Here is a 23,063-nt window from a genome sequence, read left to right on the forward strand (position 1 = left end):
GGGAATTCCCTACCGCCTGACTTCGGGGACGAGCGTCAGGTAGGCCAGGCCCATCGCACTGCGGTAGCCCCGCAGCCACATGTCGCGGTGGCGATCGGCACGGTCACGGGTCTCCTTCGCCAGGGGGTGTTCGGGGTGGGCGGCAAGCCATTCCTCGACATCGGACTGGTAGGCGGACTCGAAGTCCTCCCATTCGTCCTTGCCCGCGGTCTCGATCCAGGCGGGCCGGAAGCCCGCGGTGACGGCGAGATCGACGAGGTCGGCGAGGTCGTGGTGCTCCCCGGGGGAGGCGTCCGGCCACATGGCCGACAACTCCTCCGGTGTGGGCGTGCGTTGCCAGATCGCCTCCCCGAGCACGACACGGCCTCCCGGGTTGACCAGGCGGCGGAGGGCGTGCAGGGCGGCGGCCGTGTGCGCGGGGGGCGGGGCATCGCTGAAGGCGTGGCTGGCCCCGAAGCAGAGGACGAGGTCGGCGGGACCGTGGGCGGTGTCGACGGCGGACTCCTGGACGAAGCGGACACGCTCGGCCAGCCCTCGGGCCCCGGCGTTGGCGCGCCCGCGGGCCAGGTCCTCTTCGTTGAGGTCGATGCCGACGCCGGTCGCGCCGGGTGCGGCCTCAAGGAAGCGAAGCATGAACTCTCCCCAGCCACAGCCGATGTCCAGCACGGACACCGGGGCAGTCGGGGTGGCGGGGCCGGACAGCCGGCGGATCATCCGGGCGGCCCGGCCCTCGGAGAGGGGGCCGTGGAAGGTGAGCCGGGTCAGCCGCGGCGGGGAGGTGGTGTCGTCCATGGGGCGAACGGTAGGACGATCAGGCAACTGAGGGACACCGGTTTCCGCCCGGTCGCCGGTTGCCTCCTTGCGCCTCGCTGGGTCCCTGGTTGTCCCCCTCGCGCCCGCCCGGGTCCCTGGTTGTCCCGCACGCCCGCCGAGTCCCTGATTGTTCCCTCGCACCCGCCGAGTCCCCGCTTGTCCTGCACGCCCGCCGAGTTCTTGGTTATCCCACCCGTCCATAGTTGTCCCCTCACGCCCGCCCAAGGGTATGCGGGTGGTCTGACAGTGCGGGTGCGGCGGGGTGTTGAGCTGGTACGTCGCGTGGGTGGGGCGGGTGCGGGGGTACGGCGTCGGGCGGGTGGTGGGGCGGGTGCGGGCCCGCGTACGGGGGATCGGTATCGGGCTGGCGGTTGTTCGTGGGGTGGGCCGGTGTCGGGGGGGTCCGCGAGGGGAAAAGGGTGTCGTTGGGGCTCCCCCCGGGCCACCCCACTCCTGATGATGCGGACCTGCGCCCGGTGTCAAGGGCGTCCCTCTCCGCTTCGCTGCGAGGGGCGTCGCTGCGCGATGGGGCTTCGCCCCACCCTTGACACCGGACTCCGGCCCGTGACAGACCGGCGGCTATGGGTGGCCCGGAGGGAGCGGGCGCCCTCGACCGGTACTACGGAGGCGGAGCCCCGCGGACGGGGGCCGGACCGCCGCGAGTTGGGCTGCCCCGATCCCGGATGGGCGCCGCACCGGGCAGGGAGAGCCGGGCCTGGCCGGCTGGATGCCCCGAGGGGGACGGGGCCGGAGGCCGGGGCCGGGCCTGCCCAAGGCGCTGTTGCATCCGGCCCGGCGGGGGCGTCGGCCCGGTGTCGGACGGTCTCGGCCTCGATCCGAGACCGGAGGTCGACTCCTGCCGCATCACACGCACACACGGTCGTCCGCTCACCCGGCAACTCCCGCCAGCGCCACCTCAGCGGAGGAAATCGGCCGTAACTTGCGGTAGCACCCTCAATGAACCAGGACAAACCGCCCTCGTGGGTCGACCTTCGCTCATCCGCGCGCATCCACTCGGCCGCAGGTCGCCACCTGGTACCCCAGGCCGCGCGGAACGCGCGCCGCCGAGAAGAACTCACGGCAACCCGCCCCTTAAATCTACCCAAATCGCCCGTCAGGACCGACTTTTGCCCACGCTCGCGCACTCGCGGGGGTCCAGGTGGGTCGACGGTCACCCAGGTCGCTCCGAATGAACGCAACCGAGCCGAACTCGCGGTAACACCTCTACCAAGCTAGGGCAAATCACCTCTGTGGGTCGACTTTCGCCCATCGACGCACACACAGTCGCTCCGAGGCCCGACCGTCGCCGTCCGCTGCTCCGGTGCGGCGAGATTGGGTCGTAACTCGCGGTAACACCCCCCGATCCGGCCCGAATCGGGCCCCGGAGCCCGAGTTTCGCCCATCGAGACGCACACACCGGGCGGTCGGCGCCGGCTACGCCCACCCGGCGCTCCCGCCCTCGCCCACCGGGGCGTCGGCGATCGGGCCCAGCCCGCCTCCCGGCAACCGCCCCCGTCCATCCGGGGATATCCGCGATCGGGACGAGCCCAACGCCGGGCGGCCCGGTCCCCCGTCCGCGGGGCTCCGCCTCCGTAGTGCCGGTCGAGGGTGCCCGCTCCCTCCGGGCCACCCATAGCCGCCGGTCTTTCGGGCCGTAGTCCGGTGTCAAGGGTGGGGCGAAGCCCCATCGCGCAGCGACGCTCCCGCAGCGAAGCGGAGGGAACGCCCTTGACACCGAGCGGAGGTCCGCATCATCAGGAGTGGGGTGGCCCGGGGGGAGCCCCAACGACACCCTTCTCCCCCCGCGGACCCCCCGTACGCGGGCCTACCCCACGCGCCGTCGCCCGCCCCGATACCGATCCCCCCGTACGTGGCCCTACCCCACGCGCCGTCGCCCACCCCGACACTGAACCCCCGTACGCGGGCCCGCCCCACGCGCCACCACCCGCCCGACGCCGCACCCCCGCACCCGCCCCACCCACGCGACGTACCAGCTCAACACCCCGCTGCACCCGCACTGTCAGACCACCCGCATACCCTTGGGCGGGCGTGAGGGGAGAGCCGGGAGGAGAGCCGGGAGGAGAGCTAGGGGGAGAGCCGGGGGCGACGGCCGGTCACCGTGGATCCCCGTCCTTCGGTCATGCACCCTCTCCACCACCCGCCGAAAACGCCCCCGCCCCCGCCGCCAGTACCGCCGCCCTCGCCGCCCGCTCCGGCAACTGCGGGTCCGGGGCGGCCCGTAGCAATACCACGTGGTGGTACACCGGCGCCGTCGCCGCCATCAGCACCGCCCGTGCGTCCGTCCGCCCCGCGGGGAGTTCCCCCCGCTCCACCGCACGCTCCACGACGATCTCGCACTGGGCGTACCTCTCCTCCCACAGCCGCGTCTGGGCCCGCGCGGCCGCTTCGGAATGGAACGAGGCGGCCATCAGCGCCACGGCGAACGACGGCTGTACCACCAACGACTCCTGGATCTCCTCGTTGAGCGCCGTCAGGTCGCCCCGCAGCGAGCCGGTGTCCGGTGGGCGCCAGTCGATCTCGCCGGCCGCCTCGATGACGTCGACCAGCAGGCCGCCCACGTCGCGCCAGCGCCGGTAGACCGTCGCGCGGTGGACGCCCGCGCGGGTCGCGACGCCCTCCATCGTGAGTCCTTCGTGGCCGCTTTCGGCGAGTTCGGCGCGTACCGCGGCGAGGACCTGCGCGCGGATACGGGCGGTGCGACCGCCGGGGCGGCGGTCCGGCGCCGTGGCCGTGGGGTCTGTCATCAGGGAGTCCACAATCCGCTTGATCGACGTGCCGGGGATGCGTGACCATCTTAAAGCTACAGTTGTCGCACTAACGCCCGCCCGAGAGGAACCGCCTCCCCATGCCACCCGTCCCCGCCGACCCCACCGTGCTGCACCCCATGCCCGACCACCCGCGCGTCGTCCTGCTCAAGCCCCTGCTGACCTCGCCGCTCATCGACGTCGGCGACTTCTCGTACTACGACGACCCCGACGCTCCGACCGCGTTCGAGACGCGCAACGTGCTGTATCACTACGGGCCCGAGCGGCTCGTCATCGGCAAGTACTGCGCGCTGGGCACGGGCACGCGGTTCGTCATGAACGGCGCCAACCACCGCATGGACGGCCCGTCCACGTTCCCGTTCCCCACCATGGGCGGCTCCTGGGCCGAGCACTTCGACCTGATCACCGGCCTGCCGGGCCGCGGCGACACCGTCGTCGGCAACGACGTCTGGTTCGGGCACGGCGCCACCGTCATGCCCGGCGTACGGATCGGCCACGGCGCGATCATCGCCGCCGGCGCCGTCGTCACCGGCGATGTCCCGGACTACGGCATCGTCGGCGGCAACCCGGCCCGCCTCATCCGCACGCGCTACGAGGCGGCGGACGTCGCCCGGCTCCTCGCCGTGGCGTGGTGGGACTGGCCCGTGGGGCACCTCACCGAGCACGTCCGGACGATCATGTCCGGTACCGTCGCCGAACTGGAGGCCGCCGCCCCCTAGAACCCGCGGACCGACCTGCCCCGACATCGCGCACCACCCCGGAAACGAGTGATCGTCCATGCCCCCTCGCCGCGCCCACATCGCCATGGTCGGCATCCCCGCCGTCAGTCACGTCCTGCCCAGCCTCGCGGTCATCCGCGAGCTGGCGGCCCGCGGGCACCGGGTCACGTACGCCAACGACCCCTTCATCGCCGACCGGATCGAGCCCACCGGCGCGGAGCTGGTGCCCTGCACCTCCACGCTGCCCGTCGCCGACAACGACTGGCCCGCCGACCCCATCGCCGCGTCGGGCCTCTTCCTCGACGACGCCATCCAGGCGCTCCCGCAACTGCACGCCGCCTACGACGACGATCCGGCCGACCTGTATCTCTACGACATCGGCGCCTACGCCGCCCGCGCCCTCGCCGAGGCGCAGGGCCGCCCCCTCCTGCAGTTGTCCCCGACGTTCGTCGCCTGGGACGGCTACGAGGAGGAAGTCGCGGTGCATCTGCGGAAGTTGCCGGGTGCCGACGCGTACACGGAGAAGTTCGCGCGGTGGCTGGCGGAGTGCGGGGCGACGACGACGGACGTGGACGCCTTCTCGGGGCCGCCCGGCCGGGCCCTCGCGCTGATCCCGCGGGCGATGCAGCCGCACGCCGACCGGGTCGACACCTCGACGGTGACCTTCGTCGGACCCTGCTTCGACACCGGTACGGACACGGAGGGCTGGACCCGTCCGCCCGGTGCGGACCGGGTGCTGCTGGTCTCGCTGGGCTCCGCGTACACGCGCCAACCGGAGTTCTACCGCCAGTGCGTCGCCGCCTTCGGCGACCTGCCCGGCTGGCACGTGGTCCTCCAGATCGGCAAGCACACCGACCCCGGTGAACTCGGCGCCGTCCCGCCGAACGTCGAGGTACACCCCTGGGTCCCGCAGCGGGCGATCCTGGAGCGGGCCGACGCCTTCGTCACCCACGCCGGAATGGGCGGCTGCGGCGAAGGGCTCCTGGCGGGCGTCCCCATGATCGCGGTGCCGCAGGGAGCGGAGCAGTTCATGAACGCCGACCGGCTCGTGGAACTGGGCATCGCCCGCCGCGTGGACACGGCGGACGCCACCGCGGAGACCCTGCGCACGGCACTGACCGACCTCGTCGCCGACCCCCACCGTGCGGCCCGCTCCCAGCAGTTGCAATCCGAGGCCCGCACGGAAGGCGGCACCCCCCGAGCCGCCGACCTGATCGAAGCCCTCCTCCCCACCCGCTGACCCGCCCCGCCCGACAAGGCCGGCTCACCGGCGCAGCCCGGTGGCCCGCCCCGGCAGACGGCCGCCGCCGCGACGAATTCGCGGTAACCCGACCGCGCAAACGACCTCGAACGCCCACGTGGACCGACGGGAGGGCGCGAGGAAATAGTAGCCATGGACATAGTTGCCATGTATGCTATCTGTCATGAGCGAAGGTCCACCCGGTCCCACGCCCGGCTTCCTGGTGTGGCGGCTCGCCAACAAGTGGCGCGTCGCCGTCGACCGCGCGCTGGCTCCGCTGGACCTCACCCACGCGAAGTACGCGCTCGTCGGCTCGCTGTACGGCATGCAGCACGCCGGAGAGCGGCCCAGCCAGCGGCAACTCGCCGACCACACCGGCCTGGAGGCGCTTTACGTCTCGAAGCTGGCGCGGGCCCTGGAAGCGGACGGGATCATCGAGCGCACCCGTGATCCCCGCGATCCCCGCGCCATGCGGCTCGCCCTCACCGAGCCCGGTCTCGCCGTGGCGCGGCAGGCCGTCGTGGTGGTCCGGGAGCTGGTCGACCGACTGCTGGAGCCGCTCGGCGGTCTCGACGCCCCGCGGACCGGCGCGTTCACCGACGAGCTGCTGACCCTGCTCGACGTACCTCTCGCCCACCTCCTGCCGAACGACCCGACGACCCACCCGACGACCCACCCGACGACCCAGGGGACATCACCATGACCGGCACCGCACCCGTCGCCGACGCCCGTGCCCTCGCTCTGGCCCACTACGCCGCCCGCGGCGTACTGGAGCAGGTCCTCGCCCGCCACGGCATGACGTTCCAGCAGCAGATCGCCCTCCGCGCCGCCGTCACCGCCGACGCCCCGCAGACTCCAAACGACCTCGTCGCCCGGGTCCGGGGCTCCCTCAAGGCCGACCCGGCCGGCATCCGCGCCACTCTGGACGAGCTGCTGTCCAAGGAACTGCTCGTCGCCGACGCGGCGCACCTCCGCCCCACGGACGCCGGGCGGGAGGTGCTCGCCGCCGTCGCCGCGGAGACCGCCCCCGTCTCCGCGCGCATCTGGGGCGGGATCGCCGCCGAGGACCTGGCCGCCGCCGGCCGCGTCCTCGCCCTCGTCAACGAGCGCGCCGACGCCGAGTTCGCGGCACTGACCGCCTGACGGCCCCGCTGACGGCCGCCAGCGAGCGCCGACGGCGTGCCGCGTCACCGCGGCCGGGCCCGCCCCTAGAACGCGTCCACCGGCTCGTACGTCCCCCACACCTCCCGCAGTGCCTCGCACACCTCACCCACCGTCGCCCGCGCCGCCAGCGCCGCCTTCATCGGATACAGCACGTTCCCCGTCCCCTCCGCCGCCGTCCTCAGCTCCGCCAGGGCCGCCTCCACCGCGCCCCCGTCGCGCGCCGCCCGCAGCCGGGCCAGCCGCTCCACCTGCCGCGTCTCGATCGCCGGGTCGACACGCAGCGGCTCGTACGGCTCCTCCACCGCCATCCGGTAGCGGTTGACGCCCACCACGACCCGTTCACCGGCCTCCGTCTCCTGCGCGATCCGGTACGCGTTCCGCTCGATCTCGCCCTTCTGGAAGCCGTTTTCGATCGCGCTGACCGCGCCGCCCTGGTCCTCGACCCGCTGCATCAGATCCACCGCCGCCGCCTCCAGACCGTCGGTCATCGTCTCCACCACGTACGACCCGGCGAAGGGGTCGACCGTCGCGGTCACGTCCGTCTCGTACGCCAGCACCTGCTGGGTCCGCAGCGCCAGCCGCGCGGCCTTGTCGGTGGGCAGCGCGAGGGCCTCGTCGAAGGAGTTGGTGTGCAGCGACTGCGTGCCGCCGAGGACCGCCGCCAGGGCCTGGACCGTGATGCGGGCGAGGTTCACCTCGGGCTGCTGGGCGGTGAGCTGGACGCCGGCGGTCTGGGTGTGGAAGCGCAGCATCAGCGACTTCGGGTCGCGCGCGCCGAACTCCTCGCGCATCACCCGCGCCCAGATGCGGCGCGCCGCACGGAACTTGGCCACCTCCTCCAGGATCGTGGTGCGGGAGACGAAGAAGAACGACAGCCTGGGCGCGAAGTCGTCCACGTCCATGCCGGCGCGGACGGCCGTGCGCACGTACTCGATGCCGTCGGCGAGCGTGAACGCGACCTCCTGGGCGGGCGAGGCGCCCGCTTCCGCCATGTGGTAGCCGGAGATCGAGATGGTGTTCCACTTCGGGATCTCGGCGCGGCAGTACCGGAAGATGTCGGCGATCAGCCGCAGCGACGGCTTCGGCGGGAAGATGTACGTGCCGCGCGCGATGTACTCCTTCAGCACGTCGTTCTGGATCGTGCCGGTGAGCCGGGCCGCCGGGATGCCCTGCTCCTCGGCGACGAGCTGGTAGAGCAGGAGGAGCAGCGCGGCCGGGGCGTTGATCGTCATCGACGTGGACACCCGGTCCAGCGGGATGCCGTCGAAGAGCACCCGCATGTCGTCGAGCGAGTCGACGGCGACGCCGACCTTGCCGACCTCGCCGTGCGCGAGGAGCGCGTCGGAGTCGTGGCCCATCTGCGTCGGCAGGTCGAAGGCGACGGACAGGCCCGTCGTGCCGTGGGCGATCAGGTCGCGGTAGCGGGCGTTGGACTCGGCGGCGGTGCCGAAGCCCGCGTACTGACGCATCGTCCACGGCCGGCCGGTGTACATCGTGGGATAGACGCCGCGGGTGTACGGATACGCGCCGGGCTCCCCGAGCCGGACGGCGGGGTGCCAGCCGGCCAGGGCCTCGGGCCCGTACACCGGCTCGATGGGCAGCCCGGACTCCGAGTGGCGTGCCATGTGATCCCAGCCTTTCCCAGCCTTCCGCGTCTGCACGGACTGTAGCCACGAGCGTACGCTCCGCCAGTGACAACGGGCCGGGACCTCGCGCCCCTATCCCGCGCGCCGGTACCCCCACAGCTCCGCCAGCTCCGCGAGCCGCCCGGTCAGCCCGGCGTCGTGGTCGCCGGTGCGCGCGGGCTGGATGCGGCCCGACTTGATGTTGCCGCTCCAGTCGCCCATGTGCGGCCGGAAGGCGCCGTGGTCGTGCGCGCCGTAGTCGAGCATCCCCGGGGCCCACTCGACGCCGAGGAAGTCGCAGATGCCGCGGGTGGTCCTCTCCGGTTCCGCGGTCAGCTCCTCGTAGCGCAGGACGTGCCCCGCCGCGCCCAGTTCCGTACGGGCGGCCTCCAGGGCCTCGCCGTAGTCGAGGACCTCGGCGTGGACGGCGTCGAGGTCCGGTTCCCTGCGGCGGTTGACGAGGGAGGAGACGACGGCGCCGGGGTGGCGCAGCAGGACCAGGAAGCGGGCGTCGGGCCAGCAGTCGCCGAGCCGGTCGCGGATGAGGGCGTTGGCGGGGGTCTTGTCGACGATGATCCGCTTGCCGCTGCGCTCCAGCTCCATGTGCAGCACGCGGTCCCACAACAGGTGTTCCAGCTCGCGGCGGTCCAGCTCCAGGCCCTCCATGGCCCGGGCGCTGTACGGACGGGTGAGGTCGACGCGCAGCGTGCGCAGGTGCATCTCGTGCGGGGCGCGGATCTCGGGGTGGCTGTTGAGGAGGACGCGCAGCAGGGTGGAGCCGGAGCGTACGGACGACAGCACGAAGACCGGGGACCCGACGAGGCGCGGGGCGCGGGGGGCCGCGTACTCCGGTGAAGCGGCGGCGCGTGCGGGCGCGGTGGTGGACCGGGGGGCGCGCCGGGGCGGGCCGAGCGCCTGTGCCATCAGCTTGCCGCGCCGCTTGAGCCCCTTGCCGACGGCGTTCATGCGCACACCCAACCCTCCTAGCGGCGATCACGGGCGGCCGGGCGGCGTGCGCCGGGCCGACGGGCCATTCCAGGGGATCGCGGCAAACGCAAGGTGTCCGGGAGGCAACGGCGCGCTGCGGGGTTCCGGACCGGCCGTGGCGGGGGAGAGAATCGTTCGACGTCTTGCAGGAGGGAACCGGGGGGGTGGGCGAATTGCGTCCAGCACGTGTGAGCGTTTACAGAAAACTCCATTCGATCCGCGTGGCCGTCGCGCTCGCGGCCGCCGGGGCGGCGCTCGCGGCGGGGTGTTCGGCCTCGGCGGACGCGGCCGGCGGCGGGGGCGGTTCGCCGTCGCCGTCGTCGTCGAGCGCCGCGCCGCCCACGCGGTCCGAGAAGCCCGCGGAGCCCTCGGCCACGCCGTCCGAGAAGAAGCCGGCGAAGCCGGCCGAGAAGCCCAGCGCCGAGGCGTCCGTGTCCACGACGCCCACCGAGGAGCCGACGCCCGAGGGCCCCGAGGTGCTGATGGCCGTGGGCGACGAGACCGAGCAGGTGCGGGAGCTGCAGGCGCGGCTGCGCGCGGAGGGCGTCTTCGCGCAGAGCCCCACCGCGTACTACGGGCCGATCACCGCCGACGCCGTCTCGGCGTTCCAGGAGGACCGCGGCCTGCCGCGCACCGGTGAGACCGATGTCGTCACCTGGGAGCGGCTGCTGGCCCGTACGGACGAGCCTACGCGCGACGAGCTGTACCCGCCGACGTCGCAGGCCATGGAGAGGCCCGACCCCCGCTGCAACGACGGGCGGGTGCTGTGCGTGAGCAAGCGCAGCGACACCCTGCGGTGGATGAAGGACGGCGAGGTGCTGGCGGCGATGGACGTGCGCTTCGGGTCGCAGTACACGCCGACCCGCGAGGGCGTGTTCGAGGTCTTCCTCAAGAGCCGGCACCACGTCTCGACGCTCTACGACACCCCCATGCCGTACGCGATGTTCTTCAGCGGCGGTCAGGCCGTGCACTACTCCGCGGACTTCGCCGCCAACGGCTACGCCGGCGCCTCGCACGGCTGCGTGAACGTGCGCGACGAGGCGAAGATCGCGAAGCTCTTCGGGGACGTCCGGGTCGGCGACAAGGTGGTCGTCTACGACTGAGCGCGCGCGGCGCAACGGCATCCGCGGTGCCGTACGCGCCGTACGCAGGGGCTGAGCTGTGGCTGTGACACTTTCTCCGCCGGCGACGCTGTAAGTGATGTGCCGACTGGTCATCGGCCCAGCGCTCGGCCGGGGTTCCCCCCGTACCTGCGGCTCAGCGCATATGGCGCGGGCGGGTTGCGTTCCCCCAGCACCGCCCGCGCCACTCCCCCTCCTGAGGTCTCCTACGGATTCCGTACGCCGGAACGCGTACGGCAGCGGGCGTACGGCACCTCTCAGGCGCCCAGGCCCAGCCTCAACCGCTCCTCCGAGCCCGCTTCCGTCTCCGCCGCCGGCCTGCCGCTCTCGCCCGCCGCGAAGGCCGCGCGCTCCAGGCTCCGTTCCCGCCGGGCCGCCGGCGTCACCAGCTCGGCGAGCTGCCGCAGCCCGCGGTGGGCGGCGGTACGCACGGCGCCCGGCCGCTTGCCCAGCACCTCACCGGCGTCGGTGGCGCGCATCCCGGCCACCGTGCGCAGCAGCACCGCCTCCGCCTGGTCGCGGGGCAGCGTGGAGATGAGCCTGAGGACCTGCCGGGTGCCCAGCGACTCCAGCGCGTGCTCCTCGGCGGCGCGCTCGGCGGGCAGGTCGTGGATGCCCTCGTCGAGCAGCACGCCCTGCGGGCGGCGGCGTTCGCGGCGCAGCAGGTCGAGCGCCCGGCGCCGGGCGACCGTGATCGTCCAGCCGCGGAACGACGGGCCGTCGCCCCGGAACTTGCCCAGGTCGCGCGCGATCACCAGCCAGGCGTCGGCGGCCACGTCCTCGGCGTCGTCGCCCACCACGCCGCGCAGATACGCGAGCAGCACCGGCTGGAGCCGCCGGTAGAGCGCGGTGAACGCCGCCTCGTCGCCGTTCTGCGCCCGGTGGACCAGTGGCTGAAGGTCCTCGTCCGCACCCTCGTGTCCCGGCACCGCCCGTGCGGCAGCCGGTCTGTCGTAATCCCCCACCTTGTGAGCCTCGTGAGATCGGCCTGCGGCACTGTGCACCGTGCCCGCGCCCCCGCGCGCTCTCCGTCAGGCCGCTGCCCCAGCCACTCCCGGAATAGAACAGATCACTGCAACAATGCCAGACATCATGGACGTTTGACGTGGGCACCCCCACATTTATCCCGTACGGGCAGGTGACCGCCACAAATATTCCCGGACCGCTCCGGGTGAAACGGGATAAAAGGGCGCGTCGGCGGGCGACTTGCCGAGGAGCGGGGGTGCCGCGGCGTCAGCCGGCGGCGGACTCCTCGGGCTCCGCGGCGGTCGCGGTGGCCGTGGGCTCGGGGGTGGGGGACTCCGAGATGTTGACGCCCGGGTTCGGCGACGGGCCCTCCTGCGGCGGGCCTTCGCTGCCGCCGTCCTCGCTGCCGCCGTCGGTGTCACCGCCGCCGCTGTCCCCGCCGGAGCCGCCGGAGTCGCTCGAACCGCCGGTGCCGCCCGGGTCCGTGCTCGGGTCGGTCGGCGAGGGGCTCGGGCTGGTCGGCTCCTCCGCGTCGCCGCCCGTGGAGCCGCCCGTGCCGCCGCCGGTCGCGCCGCCCGGAGTGCCCACGCTGGTGCCCAGCCGGTTCGAGCAGTACGGCGTCATCGCCTCCGCAGAACCGGCCGCCTGCTCCAGGATGCGCAGCCGCGCCCGGCCCGGCATCGGACCCGTGCCGGCCTGCGCGGCGAGGTAGTCGCGGCACAGCGCGTCGAGCACGGAGTCCGCGTCCGCCATGTTCGGCGGCTCGTCGCCCCGTATGTCGCCGATGACGCCGCGGCCCGGCAGATCCGGGTCCGTACCGCGGCCCTGGTCCTTGGAGTCCTTGCCGTCCTTGCCGGAGTCCTTGTCCTTGCCGTCGTCCGACCCCTTGCCGCCCTCCGCGGCGGAGCCGTCCTCCTTCTCGCCGCCGGGGGTCTGGGCCGACGACGTGGCGCCCACGCTCGGCGACCGGTTGCCCCCGGTGTCCTCGATGAACGACGGCGCCGGCAGCACACCCGCACTGGAGGCCACCGCGACCCCGCCCAGCGCACACGCCGCCACCGCACCCACCACGCTCAGCCGCAGCGACCGCAGCCGCTCCACGACGCCGGAACGGCGCCGCCCGCGGCGCCCCTCGAACGGTGACTCGGCGGCGAACTCCGCGGCCGACGCCGGGCTCGGGCTCTCCTGCGCCGCCCGGAACGCCGCCAGCGCGGCCTGTTCTCCCGGCACCCGGCCGTTCGCGCCGGGACGGCCCGACTCGGCCACCCGCGCCAGCACGGCGGCCAGCCGCTCGGCGGCGGCCCGGTCCTCCGGCGACCAGCGCTTACGCCCTCGCCGGCCGTTGCCGTCCGCGAAGTCGAGAGGCTCCCCGCGAAGCAGTCGCTCCGCGACGTCCTCGTCGAGCCAGCCGTACCGGTCGTCCACCATCACATTTCCTTAAGCGTCCGCGCGGCTGATTGCGTCACACCGCCAGGCTGCTGGCCTTCCCCGGGCGGAACGTCCCCCTCTTCCTGCGGCCTCTCGATCAGCGCGGTCAACTGCTTGAGGCCGCGGTGCGCCGCCGTACGCACCGCGCCCGGGCTCTTGCCCAGGACCTCGGCGGTGCGCTTGGCGTCCAGTCCCATGATCACGCGCAGCACCACGACTTCGGCGTAGTCCTGGGGCAGCCGTGCGATGAAGGCCATCGTGCGGCCCGTACCGAGCGCCTCGATCGCCTCCTCCGCGGTGTCCGAGTCCGCGGGCCGGTCGGCGAGCTGGGTCTCGTCGCCGCCGGAGACGGGTCTGCGGGAGCGCATCCGCACGTGGTCGAGCGCGCGGTTGCGGGCTATGCGGGCGGCCCAGCCGCGGAAGCGGTCGGCGTCCCCGCTGAACGAGCCGAGGTCGCGGGCGATCTGCAGCCACGCCTCCGAGGTCACGTCCTCGGCGTCGCCGTCGCCGACGAGGCTGCGCACGTATCCGAGCAGGCGAGGGTGCACCGTCCGGAACACGATGCGGAACGCTGCCTCGTCACCACGCTGGGCAGCGTGCACCGCGCCGGACAGCGCGGCGTCTTCCGCGTATTCCCCCTGCACGGTGGTCAGTTCGTCCGTGGCGCCGGGAGACGCAGTACACGCGGACACATCTGCGGAGCACCCCCGGATCTGGGCGGACCGTCGAGCGATAGTCGAACGAATGTCTGTGCGTCTACTCGACGCGAGGTGCACGCTACGGCGGTGGCGGTCCCTTCGCAACACACCGGGGCCCTCCCTACCCGACCGCATGAGGAACGGACCGGTCCGGGTAAGGTCCCGGCGGCGGCCCGACAGCCCTCCGACAGGGGGCAGAAGGACCTCCGCGGGAGCGCCGCGCGGGGGTCCCGCGGCACCCGCCGGCGGGGGCTGTGACATTTCTGGGCCCTCTGGCGCTGAGTATTACAGCGGGCCCGAACGGGCACCGCGACTGAGGCCGACGGCCGGAGCAGCTCCTGTGGGGGGTAGCGGCTCCGGCCGTCTTCTTTGTGCCGGTCAGGGCGGACGTGACACGTTTTCGACCCCGGCGGCGCTGTACGTGTGTCAAGCGTGAGCGAACGTCACACGTGAGCAACCCGAAGGGGCGGAATGTGAGTCCGCGTAGATCCCATGCGTACCGGCCGCTGAGCCTGCGCAGACGTGCCTGGCTGACGCTGGGCGCGGTCGTGCTCGGCGGTGCCGGCGTGATCACCGTCGCCGTGGCAGACCCCGGCTCCGGCTCGGACGACCCGGCGGCGGCCGGGCTGGAGCCGCGCAAGCCGGCGGTGCACGGCGTCGACCTGACCGGGGACGGCGCCCGTAAGAAGGTGGACCGTACCGGCACCGAGCAGTTCTCGATGGTCGGCATCTCCTGGAGCAACGAACGCCGCGACCTCGGCGGCGCCGCCGAGGTGCGCACGCGCTCGGCCGAGACCGGCGCCTGGAGCGACTGGCGCACGCTCGACACGGACGGCGGCCCGTCCGCCGACGACCTGACTCCCGACATGCGCGGCAGCACCGAGCCGCTGTGGGTCGGCCCGTCGGACGGCGTGGAGGCGCGGGTCGTACGCGCGGACGGTACGAGCACCGCGCTGCCCGCCGGCATGGAGGTCGCGCTCGTCGACCCGGGTGTCACGCAGGAGGAGGCCGAGGCGGCACAGGCCGCCGGCGTCGGCACCGAGGCGGGTACGGAGACGGCACCGGTCGCGCAGGCGGCCGCGGTGTCCGGGCCGGGGTCCGCCGCGTCCTCGTCCTCTTCGTCCTCGTACGGCACCGACCTGGCGCCCGCCGCCGCCGTCACCCAGGCGGAACCCGGCCCGGCGCCCGACTCGCCCGTCACCCCGCCGCCGGTGACCCGCCGTGCCGGCTGGGGCGCCGACGAGTCGCTGGTCGACGACCCGCCCACGTACAACCCCGACGGCATCAAGGCCGCGCTGGTGCACCACACCGCCCAGGCCGTCAACTACTCGTGCGCGGAGTCGGCCGCCATGGTCCGCTCCATCTTCCTCATGCACGTGAACGGGAACGGCTGGAACGACGTCGGCTACAACTTCCTCGTCGACAAGTGCGGCCGCATCTTCGAGGGCCGTGCCGGCGGCATCGACCAGCCGGTGCTCGGCGCGCACACGAGCAACTTCAACAGCCACTCCACCGGCATCTCCATCCTCGGCGACTACCACACCTTCGGCCACCCCTCCCAGGCGTCGCTGGAAGCCGTCTCGCGCATCGCCGCCTGGAAGCTCGGCCAGTACGGCGTGAGCCCCACCGGCAGCACGTCGCTGACGCCGATGAAGCTCGACGCGAACGACGAGTTCGTCCCCGCCGGCGACCCGAAGACCATGAAGAACATCTCCGGTCACAAGGACGCCCGGTTCCGCCCGGACGGTGCGGCCGAGGACGTCAACGTCACCGCCTGCCCCGGCGACCGGCTGTACGCCAAGCTGGGCCAGATCCGCGCCCTGGCCGCCGCCCCCGGCGCCTCGCACGCCCTGCCCACCCGGGACTTCAACGGTGACGGCCGCGGCGACATGGTCGCCGGCACGCCGCGGGCCAACGGCGGTGGGAAGACCGGCTCCGGCGCGGTGTTCGTCGTCCCCGGCGGCGAGAACGGCCCGGTGGCGAGCGCCAAGCGCAGCATCACCCAGAACAGCACCGGCGTGCCCGGCACGGCCGTGGCCGGCGACGCCTGGGGCACCGACACCGAGTGGGGCGACGTCAACAACGACGGCATCGCCGACCTCCTCGTCGGGGCTCCGAACAAGGACGACTCCGCCGGCCACGCCGACGCCGGTGTGATCACCGTCCTGTACGGCCCGGGGCTGAACTCGGGCAGCAACCTCGTCCTCGGCGACGGCTTCGCGCCGGCCGGCGCCAAGTTCGGCTCCGCGGTGGCCGCCGGCGACTTCGACGGCGACGGCCGCGACGAGGTGCTCGGCATGGGCGCCGAGGCGTGGGCCACGCACGACCTGAACGGCAACGGCCGCGAGGGCTCGTTCCCGTACGAGACCGTCAGCTACCAGGACGCCGCCGTGGGCGACTTCAACCGCGACGGCTACGACGACGCCGCCCTCACCTACCGCGACCCGAGCGGCAAGGCGCGCCTCGACGTGCTGCGCGGCACGTCGGCCGGGCTGGACGTCACCGCGAACCTCGGGGTGCCGGGCGGCCGTTCCGTGGCCGCCGGCGACGTCACCGGCGACGGCTACGCCGACCTCGTGGTCGGCCAGCCCTTCGCGAGCGAGTCGGCGGCCAACACCGGCGGCCAGGTCACGCTGCTGAAGGGCTCCGCGAGCGGGCTGACGGCGACCGGCAAGCAGATCGTCCACCAGGGCACGGGATCGGTGCCGGGTGCGTCCGAGGCCGGCGACGCGATGGGCTTCTCGGTCTCGGTCGGCGACGTGGACGCCAACGGCTACGCCGACGTGCTCACCGGCGTCTACCGCGAGGACATGACCCGCGACGGCGCCAACCGCGCGGACGCCGGCACGGCCCTGCTGCTGCGCGGCGGTTCCGCCGGGCTGTCGACGGCGTCCGGTTCGCCGAAGGCGTACCACCAGGACACCGCGGGGATCAGCGGCGTCAGCGAGAAGGGCGACCGGCTCGGCTCCTCGGTGCTGCTGGCCGACCTGTCCGGATACGGGCGGGCGGACCTCGTCATCGGCGTGATCGGCGAGGACGCCTACGACGGCACCCTGCTGCAGCTCGACAGCGGCAGCCAGGGCGTGTCGGCGTCGGGCGCCGTGTACTACGGCAAGTCCGCGCTCGGCACGCCGGCCGGCGGCCGGCTGGGGGTCGAGCTGGCGCCGTGAGGCGCTGACTCCCGGCACCTGTGCCGACGAGGGGCCGCCCCGGTTCGGGGCGGCCCCTTCGGCGTGCGTCGCCGGCGGCGGCCCGTCCCGTGCGGGCACGGGCCCGCGGCGTACGCGGGCCGCCGCCCCCGTACGCCCGTCAGCCGCCGCCCCGCACCGCCTTCGCGAGGTCCGCGAACTGCCCCCACCCCAGCCGCGGCTCGCGCGGGTCCCACACCTTCTGCGCCATCGCCGCCAGCGGCAGCCTGACGCCCCGCGCCACCTGCCCGGGCGTCTGCGCCCCCGCCCGGTCTCCCCACACCGCGAAGCGGGCGCCCAGCACCTCGTCGGGGCCCGCCAGCCGCTCCGGCACCGGCCGGCTGCCGCGCAGTACCGCGGGGGTCCACTCCTCGTAGATCCGCTCGCCCGTGGGGTACGTGAACTCGTTGGGCTCGCCGAGGACGTAGTACAGGTACTCGTCGTTGAGGTTGACCAGTTGCCACCCGTCCTCCAGGAACGCCTGCGGGTCGCGCGCGAACGCCTCCTTGCCCGTCCAGTACTCGACCTCCCGGTCCCGGGCCGGACCGACCTTCGCACCCGGGATGAAGCCGTCGTTCCACGCCTTGACCTTCTTGCCCTGCTTCTTGACCGTGTCCGCCCGCGCGTTGAGCCAGGCGGCGTTGAGGTCGGCGACGACGGCGCCGGCGCCGAAGCGGTCGCGCGCCGCCGCGGCCAGGTGCGGGTAGCGGGCCTCGGGGTCGGTCGCCATCAGTGCCACGTACTCGTCGCCGCCGATGTGCACGTACGGGCCGGGGAAGAGCTGCGCGTACTCCGTCAGCAGGTCGTCCACGATCCCGGCCGCGCGCGGCTTGGAGATGTCGATGGCGCCCTCCACCGGGCTGCCTTCCGGCGTCTTCAGTTGCAGGTCCGGGTGGGCGTCGAGGACGGCGCCGAGGTGGCCGGGGGAGTCGATCTCGGGGATGACGGTGACGTGCAGGTCCGCCGCGAGTTCGATGATGTCCCTGACCTGGGCCTTGGTCAGGTGCGGATCGGAGACCACCTCGGGGTGGGTCTCGCTCTCGATCCGGAACGCCTGGTCGTCGGAGAGGTGGAGGTGGAGCTGGTTGAGCTTGAGGTCGGCCATCTCCCGGACGCGGTCGGACAGCCATGCGGCGCTGAAGTGCTTGCGCGCGATGTCGACCATGAACCCGCGCTGCCGGCGGTCGGGGCGGTCGTCGATACGGCCGGGCGGTACGCCGCCGTCGGCGCGGGCGGCCTGCAGCAGGGTGCGGGTGCCGTAGAAGACGCCGGTGTCGGTGGCGGCGGTGACGGTGGCACGGCCGTCGGCGACGTCGATGCGGTACGCCTCGGGGCCGCCGGCGCGGCGGGGTTCGAGCCGGAGGCGGATGTCGCCGCTGCGCTGCCCCAGATCCGGGTCCGCGGCCTTGTCGCCGCCGTCGTCGTCCGCGTAGCGCATGCCGAGTTCGCCGGCCAGCCGCATGGACTCGTCGGTGACCGCGTCGTCCTCGGCGACGACACGGGCGCGGTCGGCGGGCCGCCAGCCGGTGCCGTCGGCGCGCTCGTAGGAACGGACGGCGGGGACGGTGCGGGGGTCGGGGAGAGGCTTGTCGCGGTCGGCTCGGGGCGGGCCGGGGCGGTCCTCGTCCCCGGCGGTGGGCGTGGCGGGGGTGTCGCCCTGCGCGGTGCGGTGGGCGGCGGCGCCGACGCCGCGGTGGGGGGAGCCGTCGCCGTCACCGCCGTCGAGCACGGGGCGGAGGGCGAGGAGTACGGCGGTGGTGGCCAGGGCGGTGGCCAGGGCCCAGTACAGCGCGCGCCGGGGGCCCCGGAGGGCGCGGAGCGGGCCGCCCGGGCGGCGGGCGTGCCGGCCGGCGGGGGACCGGCGCGGAGGACGGGACGGACGCGGTGGGAATCGCATGGGTGGGGACCTCCCGGAGGGCCACGGCAGAGCGTGGGGACGCGAAGCAGCACTCCTGTCGATTCAGTGCGACAAACCTCCTCTTCTGGGTGAACCGCCGGCCGGTACGACCGGAACGTTCGGTTCCGGACGCTAGCGTGGCGCAGCGCTGTTCGACCGTAGCCGCCCGCGGTACGCCCCCACGCACCCGGCACGCCCCAGGGAGCCACCCTGCCCACACCCACCCCCCGAGCGACCCGCGCCGCCGGTCCCGCCGCCGACCCCGCCCGGCTGGCGGCCTTCAACGCGGCATCCGCCGCCGACGCCGAGCGCGCGCTCCTCGACTGCCTCGACGACCGGCACTGGGCCCGCCGCCTCACCGCCCACCGCCCGTACCCCGACCTCGACGCCCTCCTCGCCGCCGCCGACGAGGCCAGCTACGACCTCGCCCCCGGCGCCGTCGCGGGCGCGCTGGCCGACGAGACGACCGCCCTGCCCGCGGCCGCCGGGCCCGCCGAGCGCACGGCGCTGCGGGCGGCGCACGCCGCGTACGAGAGCCGCTTCGGGCACTCCTTCGTCCTGTGCCTCGACGCCTGCCCCGAGGACGAACGCCTGGACCGCACCCTGGCCGCCATCCGCATCCGCCTCGGCAACGAACCCGACGAGGAGCGCCTCGTGGCCGCCGACGAACTCCGCCGCCGGGCCCGCGCCCGCCTCGCCCGTCTCCTCACCCCGGCAGCCGGCTCACCTCGTCCCTGACGGCGAAAACCCGCCACGCGCACCGGCGGCAAATCGGGACGCAACCGCACGGATCGCCACGCCAGCCAGCGCGGTTAGGCCACGCGCGTGCCTGATTGATCACACCTGCACCCCCGTGGCCGGTGTGCCGACGCACCGTCGCTACGATGGCGAAGGCCGGTGGACCGTACCCGGCCGGGTCATGACCGACAGTGCAGTACCCGAGCCCTGACGGCCGGCCCCCGATCAGTTTCCGGAGGGGTTTTTCCGTGCCGGCTGGAACGCTCTACCGCGGCCGGGAAGGCATGTGGTCCTGGGTGGCGCACCGCGTCACCGGCGTCCTCATCTTCTTCTTCCTGTTCGTCCACGTCCTCGACACCTCCCTGGTGCGGGTGTCGCCCGAGGCGTACGACGACGTGGTGGCCACGTACAAGACGCCGATCGTGTCGCTGCTGGAGTACGGGCTGGTCGCCGCCGTCCTCTTCCACGCGCTCAACGGGCTGCGCGTCATCGCCGTCGACTTCTGGTCGAAGGGCGTCCGGCTGCAGAAGCCGATGCTGTGGATCGTGGTCGGGATCTGGGCGGTGCTGATGGTCGGGGCGATCTACCCGGTGCTCGGCCACACCGCACGCGAGCTGTTCGGGAGCTGATGACCATGGCCACCTCCGATGTCGAGCTGACCGGCTCCTCCGCCGCGTACTCCGCCGACAACCCCGCCCCGCTCATCGAGGCCCCCCGCGCCCGCACGCCGCGCACCGCCCGCTCCACCTCCCGTACCCGCACCAACTTCGAGCTGTACGGCTGGGTGTTCATGCGGCTGTCGGGGGTCGTGCTCGCGGTCCTCGTCGTCGGCCACCTGCTGATCCAGCTGGTGCTCGACGGCGGCGTCAGCAAGATCAGCTTCGCCTTCGTCGCCGGCCGCTGGGCCTCCCCGTTCTGGCAGGGCTGGGACCTGATCATGCTCTGGCTCGCGATGCTGCACGGCGGCAACGGGCTGCGCACGGTCATCAACGACTACGCCGAGCGCGACGGCACCCGCTTCTGGCTGAAGATGCTGCTGTACGCCGCCACGGTCTTCACCATCCTCCTGGGCACGTTGGTGATCTTCACCTTCGACCCGAACATCCGCTGACGCGGCGAAGAGGTTCCCCTCATGCAGATCCACAAGTACGACACCGTGATCGTCGGCGCGGGCGGCGCCGGCATGCGCGCCGCCATCGAGGCGACGAAGCGCAGCCGCACCGCCGTGCTGACCAAGCTGTACCCCACGCGCTCCCACACCGGCGCCGCGCAGGGCGGCATGGCCGCCGCCCTGGCGAACGTCGAGGAGGACAACTGGGAGTGGCACACCTTCGACACCGTCAAGGGCGGCGACTACCTGGTCGACCAGGACGCCGCCGAGATCCTGGCGAAGGAGGCCATCGACGCGGTCCTCGACCTGGAGAAGATGGGTCTGCCCTTCAACCGCACCCCGCAGGGCCGCATCGACCAGCGCCGCTTCGGCGGCCACTCGCGCAACCACGGCGAGGCCCCGGTGCGGCGCGCGTGCTACGCGGCGGACCGTACCGGCCACATGATCCTGCAGACGCTCTACCAGAACTGCGTGAAGGAGGGCGTGGAGTTCTTCAACGAGTTCTACGTCCTCGACCAGCTCATCGTCGAGACCGACGGGGTGAAGCGGTCGGCGGGCGTGGTCGCGTACGAGCTGGCGACCGGCGAAATCCACGTCTTCCAGGCCAAGGCCGTCGTCTACGCCTCCGGCGGCAACGGCAAGTTCTTCAAGGTCACCTCCAACGCCCACACCCTGACCGGCGACGGCCAGGCGTCGGTGTTCCGGCGCGGCCTGCCGCTGGAGGACATGGAGTTCTTCCAGTTCCACCCGACGGGCATCTGGCGCATGGGCATCCTGCTCACCGAGGGCGCCCGCGGCGAGGGCGGCATCCTGCGCAACAAGGACGGCGAGCGCTTCATGGAGAAGTACGCGCCCGTCATGAAGGACCTCGCCTCGCGCGACGTCGTCTCCCGCGCGATCTACACCGAGATCCGCGAGGGCCGCGGCTGCGGCCCGGAGGGCGACCACGTCTACCTGGACCTCACGCACCTGCCGCCGGAGCAACTGGACGCGAAGCTGCCGGACATCACGGAGTTCGCGCGCACGTACCTGGGGATCGAGCCGTACACCGACCCCATCCCGATCCAGCCGACCGCGCACTACGCGATGGGCGGCATCCCCACCAACATCCGCGGCGAGGTGCTGGCCGACAACACCACCGTCGTCCCCGGGCTGTACGCGGCCGGGGAGGTCGCCTGCGTCTCCGTCCACGGCGCCAACCGGCTGGGCACCAACTCGCTGCTCGACATCAACGTCTTCGGCCGCCGCGCGGGCATCGCCGCGGCGGAGTACTCGGCGACGGCGGACCACGTCGAACTGCCGGAGGACCCGGCGGCGTTCGTGGTCGGCGAGGTGGCGCGGCTGCGTGACTCGGCGGGCAAGGAGCGGGTGGCGGAGCTGCGGCGCGAGCTGCAGGAGACGATGGACAAGAACGTGATGGTCTTCCGCACGGAGCAGACCATCAAGGAAGCGGTCGAGAAGCTCGCGGAGCTGCGGGCGCGGTACAAGAACGTGGGCATCCAGGACAAGGGCCGGCGGTTCAACACCGACCTGCTGGAGGCGATCGAGCTGGGCAACCTGCTCGACCTGGCCGAGGTCATGGCGATCTCCGCGCTGGCCCGCAAGGAGTCCCGCGGCGGCCACTACCGCGAGGACTACCCGAACCGCGACGACGTCAACTTCATGCGCCACACCATGGCGTACCGCGAGGTCGGCGACGACGGCGCGGAGACCGTCCGGCTCGACTACAAGCCGGTCGTGCAGACCCGCTACCAGCCCATGGAGCGTAAGTACTGATGGCAACACCCGTGTTGGACAAGGTCGAAGACGAGTTCCCCGAGTCGGCGGCCTCCCCGTACATCACCGCGACGTTCCGCATCCGCAGGTTCAACCCGGAGGCGGCGGCGGAGTCGTACTGGGAGGAGTTCCAGGTCGAGATCGACCCGAAGGAGCGGGTCCTCGATGCGCTGCACAAGATCAAGTGGGACATGGACGGCACCCTGACCTTCCGCCGCTCCTGCGCCCACGGCATCTGCGGCTCCGACGCGATGCGCATCAACGGCCGCAACAGGCTGGCGTGCAAGACGCTGATCAAGGACCTCGCACCGGAGAAGCCGATCACGGTGGAGCCGATAAAGGGTCTGACGGTGCAGAAGGACCTGATCGTCGACATGGAACCCTTCTTCCAGGCCTACCGCGACGTGATGCCCTTCCTGGTCGCCCACGGCAACGAGCCCACCCGCGAGCGCCTCCAGTCGGCGGCGGACCGCGAACGCTTCGACGACACCACGAAGTGCATCCTGTGCGCGGCCTGCACGAGCTCGTGCCCGGTGTTCTGGAACGACGGCCAGTACTTCGGCCCGGCGGCGATCGTGAACGCCCACCGCTTCATCTTCGACAGCAGGGACGAGGCGGGAGAACAGCGCCTGGAGATCCTGAACGACAGGGACGGCGTCTGGCGCTGCAGGACCACGTTCAACTGCACGGACGCGTGCCCCCGCGGCATCGAGGTGACGAAGGCGATCCAGGAGGTCAAGCGCGCCCTGATCACGCGGCGGTTCTAGGAGTGGGGGGAGGCGCGTGGCCTCCCCCCGGGCCGGAAC

General features: G+C 72.9%; 19 protein-coding genes. 11 read left to right on the forward strand and 8 right to left on the reverse strand.

Annotation, left to right across the window (positions count from 1 at the left end; genetic code table 11):
* Nucleotides 1-9 precede the first annotated feature (9 nt).
* Nucleotides 10-792, reverse strand: a complete 783-nt coding sequence (locus ABGA99_RS05410) for a class I SAM-dependent methyltransferase (RefSeq protein ID WP_347580998.1) — start codon at nt 790-792, stop codon at nt 10-12.
* 2,159 nt (nt 793-2,951) lie between these two features.
* A complete protein-coding gene (locus ABGA99_RS05415; RefSeq protein ID WP_347580997.1) occupies nt 2,952-3,578 on the reverse strand; it encodes a TetR/AcrR family transcriptional regulator C-terminal ligand-binding domain-containing protein in 627 nt (208 codons plus the stop codon).
* 101 nt (nt 3,579-3,679) lie between these two features.
* Here ABGA99_RS05415 and ABGA99_RS05420 point away from each other — a divergent pair, with 101 nt between their 5' ends.
* The 4 genes from ABGA99_RS05420 (at nt 3,680) to ABGA99_RS05435 (ending at nt 6,701) form a co-directional block, all read left to right on the forward strand.
* Nucleotides 3,680-4,318, forward strand: coding sequence for a CatB-related O-acetyltransferase (locus ABGA99_RS05420; protein WP_347580996.1), 639 nt, complete (start codon nt 3,680-3,682; stop codon nt 4,316-4,318).
* A 58-nt stretch (nt 4,319-4,376) separates the two neighbouring features.
* Nucleotides 4,377-5,558 (forward strand): macrolide family glycosyltransferase, encoded by a 1,182-nt coding sequence (locus tag ABGA99_RS05425; RefSeq protein ID WP_347580995.1) that lies wholly within the window; start codon nt 4,377-4,379, stop codon nt 5,556-5,558.
* A 184-nt stretch (nt 5,559-5,742) separates the two neighbouring features.
* Nucleotides 5,743-6,261 (forward strand): MarR family transcriptional regulator, encoded by a 519-nt coding sequence (locus ABGA99_RS05430; protein WP_347582241.1) that lies wholly within the window; start codon nt 5,743-5,745, stop codon nt 6,259-6,261.
* Nucleotides 6,258-6,701 carry a MarR family transcriptional regulator gene (locus ABGA99_RS05435; protein ID WP_347580993.1) on the forward strand — a complete coding sequence of 148 codons (444 nt, stop codon included), beginning with the start codon at nt 6,258-6,260 and terminating at the stop codon, nt 6,699-6,701. The genes ABGA99_RS05430 and ABGA99_RS05435 overlap by 4 nt, the downstream gene beginning before the upstream one ends.
* A 65-nt stretch (nt 6,702-6,766) precedes the next feature.
* Here the strand turns inward: ABGA99_RS05435 and ABGA99_RS05440 are convergent, their stop codons facing one another.
* Together ABGA99_RS05440 and ABGA99_RS05445 are read right to left on the reverse strand one after the other, a co-directional pair.
* Entirely contained in the window at nt 6,767-8,347 is a 1,581-nt protein-coding gene (locus tag ABGA99_RS05440; RefSeq protein ID WP_347580992.1) for a methylmalonyl-CoA mutase family protein, read from the reverse strand.
* A gap of 93 nt (nt 8,348-8,440) precedes the next feature.
* Nucleotides 8,441-9,313 (reverse strand): sulfotransferase, encoded by an 873-nt coding sequence (locus tag ABGA99_RS05445; RefSeq protein ID WP_347581042.1) that lies wholly within the window; start codon nt 9,311-9,313, stop codon nt 8,441-8,443.
* 194 nt (nt 9,314-9,507) lie between these two features.
* On the opposite strand from ABGA99_RS05445, the gene ABGA99_RS05450 reads away from it, so the two are divergent.
* A complete protein-coding gene (locus tag ABGA99_RS05450) occupies nt 9,508-10,437 on the forward strand; it encodes a L,D-transpeptidase family protein (RefSeq protein WP_347582242.1) in 930 nt (309 codons plus the stop codon).
* Nucleotides 10,438-10,712: 275 nt separating this feature from the next.
* Here ABGA99_RS05450 and ABGA99_RS05455 read toward each other — a convergent pair whose 3' ends face one another.
* From ABGA99_RS05455 to ABGA99_RS05465, 3 genes are all read right to left on the reverse strand, one after another.
* Complete coding sequence (locus tag ABGA99_RS05455) at nt 10,713-11,384, reverse strand: sigma-70 family RNA polymerase sigma factor (protein ID WP_347581041.1); 672 nt, start codon at nt 11,382-11,384, stop codon at nt 10,713-10,715.
* Nucleotides 11,385-11,688: 304 nt separating this feature from the next.
* Entirely contained in the window at nt 11,689-12,849 is a 1,161-nt protein-coding gene (locus ABGA99_RS05460) for a hypothetical protein (RefSeq protein ID WP_347580990.1), read from the reverse strand.
* A complete protein-coding gene (locus tag ABGA99_RS05465) occupies nt 12,849-13,493 on the reverse strand; it encodes an RNA polymerase sigma factor (RefSeq protein ID WP_347580989.1) in 645 nt (214 codons plus the stop codon). Before ABGA99_RS05465 ends, ABGA99_RS05460 begins: the two co-directional genes overlap by 1 nt.
* A 527-nt stretch (nt 13,494-14,020) precedes the next feature.
* Here ABGA99_RS05465 and ABGA99_RS05470 point away from each other — a divergent pair.
* Complete coding sequence (locus ABGA99_RS05470; RefSeq protein WP_347582243.1) at nt 14,021-16,717, forward strand: N-acetylmuramoyl-L-alanine amidase; 2,697 nt, start codon at nt 14,021-14,023, stop codon at nt 16,715-16,717.
* Nucleotides 16,718-16,856: 139 nt separating this feature from the next.
* Here the strand turns inward: ABGA99_RS05470 and ABGA99_RS05475 are convergent, their stop codons facing one another.
* Entirely contained in the window at nt 16,857-18,632 is a 1,776-nt protein-coding gene (locus tag ABGA99_RS05475; RefSeq protein WP_347580987.1) for a glycoside hydrolase family 20 protein, read from the reverse strand.
* A 210-nt stretch (nt 18,633-18,842) separates the two neighbouring features.
* Here ABGA99_RS05475 and ABGA99_RS05480 point away from each other — a divergent pair, with 210 nt between their 5' ends.
* The 5 genes from ABGA99_RS05480 to ABGA99_RS05500 all read left to right on the forward strand — a co-directional run bounded on the left by ABGA99_RS05480 (nt 18,843) and on the right by ABGA99_RS05500 (nt 23,024).
* Entirely contained in the window at nt 18,843-19,370 is a 528-nt protein-coding gene (locus ABGA99_RS05480; RefSeq protein ID WP_347582339.1) for a 2-oxo-4-hydroxy-4-carboxy-5-ureidoimidazoline decarboxylase, read from the forward strand.
* 248 nt (nt 19,371-19,618) lie between these two features.
* Complete coding sequence (sdhC, locus tag ABGA99_RS05485) at nt 19,619-19,999, forward strand: succinate dehydrogenase, cytochrome b556 subunit (protein ID WP_347580986.1); 381 nt, start codon at nt 19,619-19,621, stop codon at nt 19,997-19,999.
* Nucleotides 19,999-20,481 (forward strand): succinate dehydrogenase hydrophobic membrane anchor subunit, encoded by a 483-nt coding sequence (locus tag ABGA99_RS05490; protein ID WP_347582244.1) that lies wholly within the window; start codon nt 19,999-20,001, stop codon nt 20,479-20,481. Before sdhC ends, ABGA99_RS05490 begins: the two co-directional genes overlap by 1 nt.
* Before the next feature lie 21 nt (nt 20,482-20,502).
* Nucleotides 20,503-22,257, forward strand: a complete 1,755-nt coding sequence (gene sdhA / locus ABGA99_RS05495) for a succinate dehydrogenase flavoprotein subunit (protein ID WP_347582245.1) — start codon at nt 20,503-20,505, stop codon at nt 22,255-22,257.
* Nucleotides 22,257-23,024 (forward strand): succinate dehydrogenase iron-sulfur subunit, encoded by a 768-nt coding sequence (locus tag ABGA99_RS05500; RefSeq protein ID WP_347580983.1) that lies wholly within the window; start codon nt 22,257-22,259, stop codon nt 23,022-23,024. The genes sdhA and ABGA99_RS05500 overlap by 1 nt, the downstream gene beginning before the upstream one ends.
* Nucleotides 23,025-23,063 lie beyond the last annotated feature (39 nt).

Origin of the sequence: Streptomyces sp. B5E4, assembly GCF_039871555.1 — a bacterium.
In the GTDB taxonomy this organism is placed as follows: Bacteria; Actinomycetota; Actinomycetes; order Streptomycetales; family Streptomycetaceae; genus Streptomyces.

Bases quoted from the DNA above. Each gene is read 5' to 3' on its own strand.
- ABGA99_RS05415 (WP_347580997.1), bottom strand. From the start codon at position 3,578: ATGACAGACCCCACGGCCACGGCGCCGGACCGCCGCCCCGGCGGTCGC.
- ABGA99_RS05435 (WP_347580993.1), top strand. From the start codon at position 6,258: ATGACCGGCACCGCACCCGTCGCCGACGCCCGTGCCCTCGCTCTGGCC.
- ABGA99_RS05500 (WP_347580983.1), top strand. From the start codon at position 22,257: ATGGCAACACCCGTGTTGGACAAGGTCGAAGACGAGTTCCCCGAGTCG.
- ABGA99_RS05475 (WP_347580987.1), bottom strand. From the start codon at position 18,632: ATGCGATTCCCACCGCGTCCGTCCCGTCCTCCGCGCCGGTCCCCCGCC.
- ABGA99_RS05420 (WP_347580996.1), top strand. From the start codon at position 3,680: ATGCCACCCGTCCCCGCCGACCCCACCGTGCTGCACCCCATGCCCGAC.
- ABGA99_RS05430 (WP_347582241.1), top strand. From the start codon at position 5,743: ATGAGCGAAGGTCCACCCGGTCCCACGCCCGGCTTCCTGGTGTGGCGG.
- sdhA (WP_347582245.1), top strand. From the start codon at position 20,503: ATGCAGATCCACAAGTACGACACCGTGATCGTCGGCGCGGGCGGCGCC.
- ABGA99_RS05410 (WP_347580998.1), bottom strand. From the start codon at position 792: ATGGACGACACCACCTCCCCGCCGCGGCTGACCCGGCTCACCTTCCAC.
- ABGA99_RS05490 (WP_347582244.1), top strand. From the start codon at position 19,999: ATGACCATGGCCACCTCCGATGTCGAGCTGACCGGCTCCTCCGCCGCG.
- ABGA99_RS05440 (WP_347580992.1), bottom strand. From the start codon at position 8,347: ATGGCACGCCACTCGGAGTCCGGGCTGCCCATCGAGCCGGTGTACGGG.
- ABGA99_RS05445 (WP_347581042.1), bottom strand. From the start codon at position 9,313: ATGAACGCCGTCGGCAAGGGGCTCAAGCGGCGCGGCAAGCTGATGGCA.
- ABGA99_RS05425 (WP_347580995.1), top strand. From the start codon at position 4,377: ATGCCCCCTCGCCGCGCCCACATCGCCATGGTCGGCATCCCCGCCGTC.
- ABGA99_RS05460 (WP_347580990.1), bottom strand. From the start codon at position 12,849: ATGGTGGACGACCGGTACGGCTGGCTCGACGAGGACGTCGCGGAGCGA.